At 41.4% G+C, this 6,219-nt stretch carries 6 protein-coding genes and 1 pseudogene; 3 read left to right on the forward strand and 4 right to left on the reverse strand.

Features of this window, described 5'->3' with window-relative positions; translation table 11 throughout:
• Nucleotides 1–233: 233 nt before the first annotated feature.
• Nucleotides 234–560 (reverse strand): hypothetical protein, encoded by a 327-nt coding sequence (locus tag JMX97_RS13425; RefSeq protein WP_201558919.1) that lies wholly within the window; start codon nt 558–560, stop codon nt 234–236.
• Nucleotides 561–916: 356 nt separating this feature from the next.
• Here JMX97_RS13425 and JMX97_RS13430 point away from each other — a divergent pair, with 356 nt between their 5' ends.
• Together JMX97_RS13430 and JMX97_RS13435 are read left to right on the forward strand one after the other, a co-directional pair.
• On the forward strand, nt 917–1,639 hold the full coding sequence (locus tag JMX97_RS13430; protein ID WP_201558920.1) for a heavy metal response regulator transcription factor: 723 nt from the start codon (nt 917–919) through the stop codon (nt 1,637–1,639).
• 1 nt (nt 1,640) lies between these two features.
• On the forward strand, nt 1,641–3,155 hold the full coding sequence (locus JMX97_RS13435; protein WP_201558921.1) for an ATP-binding protein: 1,515 nt from the start codon (nt 1,641–1,643) through the stop codon (nt 3,153–3,155).
• Nucleotides 3,156–3,340: 185 nt separating this feature from the next.
• On the opposite strand, the gene JMX97_RS13440 is transcribed toward JMX97_RS13435, so the two are convergent.
• Nucleotides 3,341–4,387 (reverse strand): alpha/beta hydrolase, encoded by a 1,047-nt coding sequence (locus JMX97_RS13440; protein ID WP_201558923.1) that lies wholly within the window; start codon nt 4,385–4,387, stop codon nt 3,341–3,343.
• 190 nt (nt 4,388–4,577) lie between these two features.
• A complete protein-coding gene (locus JMX97_RS13445) occupies nt 4,578–4,787 on the reverse strand; it encodes a hypothetical protein (protein WP_201558925.1) in 210 nt (69 codons plus the stop codon).
• 126 nt (nt 4,788–4,913) lie between these two features.
• Between JMX97_RS13445 and JMX97_RS13450 the strand changes: the two genes are divergently transcribed.
• Entirely contained in the window at nt 4,914–6,077 is a 1,164-nt protein-coding gene (locus tag JMX97_RS13450; protein WP_201558927.1) for an iron-containing alcohol dehydrogenase, read from the forward strand.
• Nucleotides 6,078–6,111: 34 nt separating this feature from the next.
• Here JMX97_RS13450 and JMX97_RS13455 read toward each other — a convergent pair.
• A pseudogene (locus tag JMX97_RS13455) lies at nt 6,112–6,219 on the reverse strand (IS5/IS1182 family transposase); the annotation flags it as partial.

Below are 6,219 nucleotides of genomic sequence, written 5' to 3' on the forward strand. Positions count from 1 at the left end.
TCTGATCTTTCTGCGCATGCATTTCTGGAGAATGTGCCATAGCAGAGGTTGAGACGACTAATGCGACAGCAGTTGCTACGATTGATTTAGATAACCACATATTTAATTCCTATTGATTGAGTTGAAAGCTATTTAAGCTTAAGACTATTAAATCAGTTTAAATGATACCTTATTCATTCTGTCTGGTAGATGACAATAAGATTACAATTTCGTCATCTTCACATCTTTGGATTTTAATGCGCAACGTATTCATTTAATATGGCTTCAGCGTTCTGGTCACGATCACTACCATACTTTTTCACAAAATACTTTTCAGACTGCAAATGTTGATCTTGATGCTGAACCTGACAGGCCACTCTGGCATCGACATAGCTTTTCATCTGTATACTAGAAACCTGTGCATCATTGTGATCTGCATTTTTTGCAAAGCTAGTGACCGCATCACAATTACTAAGCACAGAGGCATCTAAGTTTGTAGTATGTGCATTTGCAGCTGACATTCCGATTAGTACCGAAAAAGACAACAGTGCGACATTTTTTAATGAACCATAACTTTTCATATAAAACCTTTTAAAAGACAAATAATAATTGGACATTCAAGTAAAATAACCACTTATAAAAACCGCTTATAAACGCTTATCAACTACTGACAGCAACAACGCGTAGCAGCAATCCGTATCAAAGCAAAGCGACTATGTATCGTTGGTTTAGAATACCAAATGCAGACTGACAGCTGAATGACGGGGACATGACATGTTTGTTAGAAATAACACAATGCTGTCATTTTTCTGCCATTAACAGCTAGCATCAGAATATATTTTTGTCCAGAGGGCACAGTTATGGCAAGAGCTTTTGATAAGCTAACAACGCTGGTGATAGGCTGTTGACAACTATAATAATATTAAGGAGAGAAACTATGAAAGTGCTGTTAGTAGAAGATGAATTGAAACTCGGGGAATATATCAAAAAAGGTTTAACCGAGGCCGGATTCATCGTTGATCATCACATGACAGGCTTAGACGGCTACCATGCGTTAATGACAGAAGAATTCAGTGTGGTGCTGATGGATGTGATGCTGCCTGACGTCAATGGCTTTGAGCTAGTACAACGCTATCGAGCAGCTGGTAAGCATACCCCTGTTTTATTTCTAACCGCTAAAGATGATTTGAGCGATCGGGTTAAAGGTATTGAAATTGGTGGTGATGACTATCTGACCAAGCCTTTTGCCTTTGCTGAGCTGATTGTAAGAATGAAAAGCCTACTGCGCCGTGCCAATCAAGCTGATTATAAAAGCTCCGTCATGCACGTGGCTGATCTAAAAATGGACATCGCTAAACGCACCGTGTATAGAGGCGATACCGCCATTAAATTGACCGCAAAAGAGTTCTCTCTGCTACAGTTTTTCTTAGAACGCCAAGGTGAGGTTCTGCCGCGCTCTGTTATCGCCTCTCAAGTATGGGATATCAACTTTGATAGTGATACTAACGTTATTGATGTTGCTATACGTCGCTTACGGATAAAAATAGATGATGGGTTTGACATAAAACTGATACATACCGTGCGCGGGATGGGCTATAGATTAGATGCGCTAGAGACTGGTATTGATAAAGATAGCACTGACAAAGACGATCTGAAATAAGATGAAATATAGATTTAAGAATCGACGTTGGCCACTGCTATGGCGTACTGTGTTTTTGCTGACGATATTTGTGGTTATCTCTCAAGTCATCATCTATATCTGGGTTCAACGCTCTGTTAGTGGTCATTTCGAGCAGATGGATTCAGAAATTATTACCCATGCAGCCTTTAATCTACGTAAGCGGTTGATGACTCAGGACGACCAAACGGTGTCATCAAATCTGCCAAATTCACCGGTGCCAAACGACGCTGAGCATTTACATTCCTCTTGGCTTGATTATGATTTAAAGACCTTAGTATCTGATAAAAATGGACAACTGCTGTCAAGTGCGCCAAGTAGCTTTGCCGATGAGCTCTCCAAAGATTTTAACTTATTTGCGTTACAGCAAATCCATCATGAGCAACAATTTGTATTGACTATAAACAATAGAAATTACCGTGCCATCATTATTCAAAACAATCAGATTTTAGCACTTATTATGTTGCCAATAGATGTTCATCATCAGTATTTATTACAATTTAACCGTCAGCTGAGTATGATTTTAATTGGTATTACGCTACTGCTGGTTTCAATAGCGGCGTTAAGTGTCTATTGGGGATTCGCGCCTTTATCTACTATCGTCCAAAAGATGAAAGGGATTAACCCTGAACAGCTGCATGAAAGGGTTATCGTCAGTAATATGCCTCGAGAGTTGCGACCACTGGCGGAATCTTACAATCTAATGATAGAGAAGCTGGAAAGCAATTTTGAATCGTTATTACGCTTCTCAGATAATATCGCGCATGAACTGCGTACTCCGCTTGCTACCCTAAGCACCCAAACCCAAGTGATGTTAAGTAAGCCCAGAGACAGCAATGAATATGTTGAGCAGCTGCATCATCAACATGACACCCTTGAGCAGCTATCTGCTCTGATTAATAACATGCTGCTGCTAGCAAAGACGCAGAAAGGACTGACTGACTTACAACTCAATCTTGTTGATACCGAGGCTCTTGTCACTAAGCTTACCTCCTATTATGAGATGATGGCCGAAGATCGTAATATATTTTTTGAAAAAATGGGCGACTTTCAAGCAGTACTGGGAGATGAAAGCTTATTACAAAGACTGTTTGCCAATCTAATGTCAAACGCCATTTATTATGCCGCAAGCGATAGCGTCATTACCATTGAGGCGTTCCCTATTGAAGCTTCCTCCAAAGCATCTGCGCGCACTTATACTGCTACAAATGCCACAAAAAAACCAAAACAGTCTGCGTTAAAGTCGCCATCGTTAAAGCCCCATTCTTTAGAAATAGTCCTCACCAATCGCTTGAATGAGTCTTTGACTCAGAGTGAAGCTAACAAATTATTTGAACGCTTTTATCGTCATGATAGAACAAATGAGATGCACGCAGGCACAGGTTTGGGATTGTCCATCGTGCAAGCGATTGCGCGTGCTCATAACGGTAGCGTCAGCATCACTATAAAAGAGGAGTATTACTTTCAAATTAGTGTCGAGCTATTAATAGCTGGATAAAAAAGAGGAATAACTCTCTTTATCGTGATGTCTTAAAAGATGAATTTATAATGCTTACAACACGACTCGCCTCTAGAATGAGTACAAGATATGGTTGAGGATATCGCATAAAAAAGAGTAGGACTAAGTCCTACTCTTTTTTATTAATTTAGAAGCAACAATCTACTGGTTACTGTATGAAATATCTACTTAGTGAAGTTATTCTTCAAAAAGTTAGCCGCTTCCGTGATTGCCGTTGTCGTCGCAGGTGTTTGCGCGTATGGGTTTAGCATCACAAAATCATGGGTCGTAAAGTCATAACGCGTACTCTGGGTCTTCACACCAGCCAGCGTCAGTTTAGAGGCAAAAGCTTCGCCCTCGTCACGTAACACGTCATTGGCATCAGTAATCACGAGCGCTGGTGGTAAGTTTGCAAGATCCTTTTGGCTATAGTTCAATGGCGACACTCTTGGATTCGTGCTATCGACACCTTTAGGTAAGTAGGCATTCCAGAACCATTGCATACTTGCCTTACTCAACCATGGGCCATCTGCAAACAACTTATAAGAATTACTGGTTAAGTCTGCGGTAGTCACCGGATAGAACAGAACCATCGAGTCGAGTGGCAGACCTTCGTTTTTAGCACGTACAGCATTGATAGCGACCATCTGACCACCGACTGAATCACCTGCGATAGACAGCTGATTGGAATCAATACCGAACGTGGCAGCATTCTCTGATACATATTTCAGTACAGCATAGGTCTGATTCAATTGCACCGGATGCTTTTTCTCAGGTGCAGGGCTATATTCTACAAAGACCATCACGGCATTTGCTTGGGTCGCTAGATCACGCATCAACCTTTCATGAGTGGTAAAATTACCCAGTATCCAACCGCCGCCATGAAAATAAACCACACCCGGTAGCGCTTTACCTTTTGTGCCCACTGGACGGACAGTATAGACTTTGAACTCACCATCCATACCGACTTTAAAAGTCATCTCTTGCACGTCCGCAGGTGGCATAGCAGTGACGCCCTTAGTCTGAGTATCGATCAAGACCTGACGCGCTTTTGCATAAGGCAACTGATTAATCGGCGTCGTGCCTTTTAGACTGTCGATGAACTGCTGTGTGGTTTTTTCTAGAACGACCGTTGGAATATTGGTATTCGGTACTGAGGTGTCGTGTGCGAAACTCAAAGCTGGCATAGCAAGAATGGCAACGCTGGTTGCAAGGGTACGAAAGATAGTCATATAAGTCTCTTTATTCAGTGGGTTTGTAAGATAAATCCAATAGATAATGGCCAAATCATGATCGGACAGACAGTCTCAGCCAAAGTTCATTTACGTAGACAGATAGAATAATTGATAATAAAAAGTGATTAAAAACAATAGTCTCTGCGTACCACCCTAATTTCGTAGGATTTTTTACCTTACCACATTATTACAGGATTCCTTTTGTAATCTCGTAATGATAAAAGATACCTATTGAAAGCTTATCCAGTGGTGCAGTAGTCGACAATTGCTCTAGGATACTCAATACAGTCGCACACAATAAGTCGATGATTGGCATATAGTTGGCGATGACGTCAAACGTATAGATGAGCGCCGATAAAACAAGTAGCGCTAAAAATAGACAAGTGTAAAAAGGCAAAGACATCCTAATCAGGGGTGGTGGTCTATGTCATAAACTGTGTCATAATTGCTATGGTTATAAATCTTATGAAATTGGATTTCTCAAAGCTTTATAACGTAGAATATTTAAACAAGGAAGAATAGTATGACAGGAATTGAGTTTTACACTAACGGACATATCATCAGTGAAGCTGACAGTATGCGCCAAAAACTAGGAGAGCTAGCTAAGCAGTACTCTGCAACATCAGCCATTATCGTCACTGACGCTGGCATCTCGCAACTGGGTTACGTTGATATCGCACAGCAGTCTTTACAAGAAGCTGGTGTTGAAGTCGTGGTTTTTGATACCGTCGTTGCTGATCCACCTGTTGAGGTCGTTAACGACGCTATTACACTCGCCAGAAGCAATCACTGCGACTTGGTTATTGGTTTAGGCGGTGGCAGCTCTATTGATACGGCAAAAATCGTCGCTTTATATCCCAATGATTTCGAATCAGTCAATGATATCTTAGATCGTGATTTGAGCGGCTTTAAGAAGTTACCGTTATTCGCGATACCAACCACTGCCGGCACTGGTGCAGAGGCCACCTTTGTATCAGTAATCACTGCGAAAGATGGCAGTAAAAAGGCTATTTATACCCCTAAAATTCTACCGGATGTCGCGATCTTAGATGCGACGCTGACGCTCAAATTACCTCGCCATATTACTGCTGCGACGGCGCTTGATGCCATGGTGCATTGTATTGAAGCTTATACCAGTCGTACTAAAAAAAACCCGATTTCAGATGCATTAGCCATTAAAGGCTTGCAAATGCTATGGAATAATTTTGAACGAGTACTGGAGCAAGGTGATGATATAGATGCTCGATCCGAGATGTTATTAGGCTCAACGCTGGCTGGTATCGCATTTGTCAATTCTTCAGTAGCGGCTGTCCATGGACTCTCTTATCCACTTAGTATCAACTTCCATATTCCCCATGGCCATGCCAATGCGCTCGTCATGTGCGGTGTGTTTACTTTTAATTTGTCAGAAGCAGCACCTATGTACGCAGAACTGGCCCGTGCCGTAATGCCCACCCAGATATCTAATATGACTGATCTAGTAGCAGCAGAGCGCTTTATTGGTCAATTGCAAAGATTTTTAAAGATGAGTGGTCTTAAATATCGTTTAAGTGAATTAGATATTACGGAAAAGGATATTCCGGCTCTAGCGGACATCGTTATCAATACTTATGCGCGGCTCATTGCGACCAATCCCAAGGATATGACATTAGAAGAGGTGACGACGATGTATAAAGACATACTCTGATAAGTGGCATCATTTATTAGGGCCTGTTGAACATTCATAATTTAAGCCAGATATAAGCGCAAGCTAGCGCCACTGTATTCTCATAACTTTGCTTAAGTTTATCGTATCTGGTGGCTACTGCTCTGAACCGTTTTAAGTGTGC

Origin of the sequence: Psychrobacter sp. 72-O-c (assembly GCF_904846605.1) — a bacterium.
Lineage (GTDB): Bacteria > Pseudomonadota > Gammaproteobacteria > Pseudomonadales > Moraxellaceae > Psychrobacter.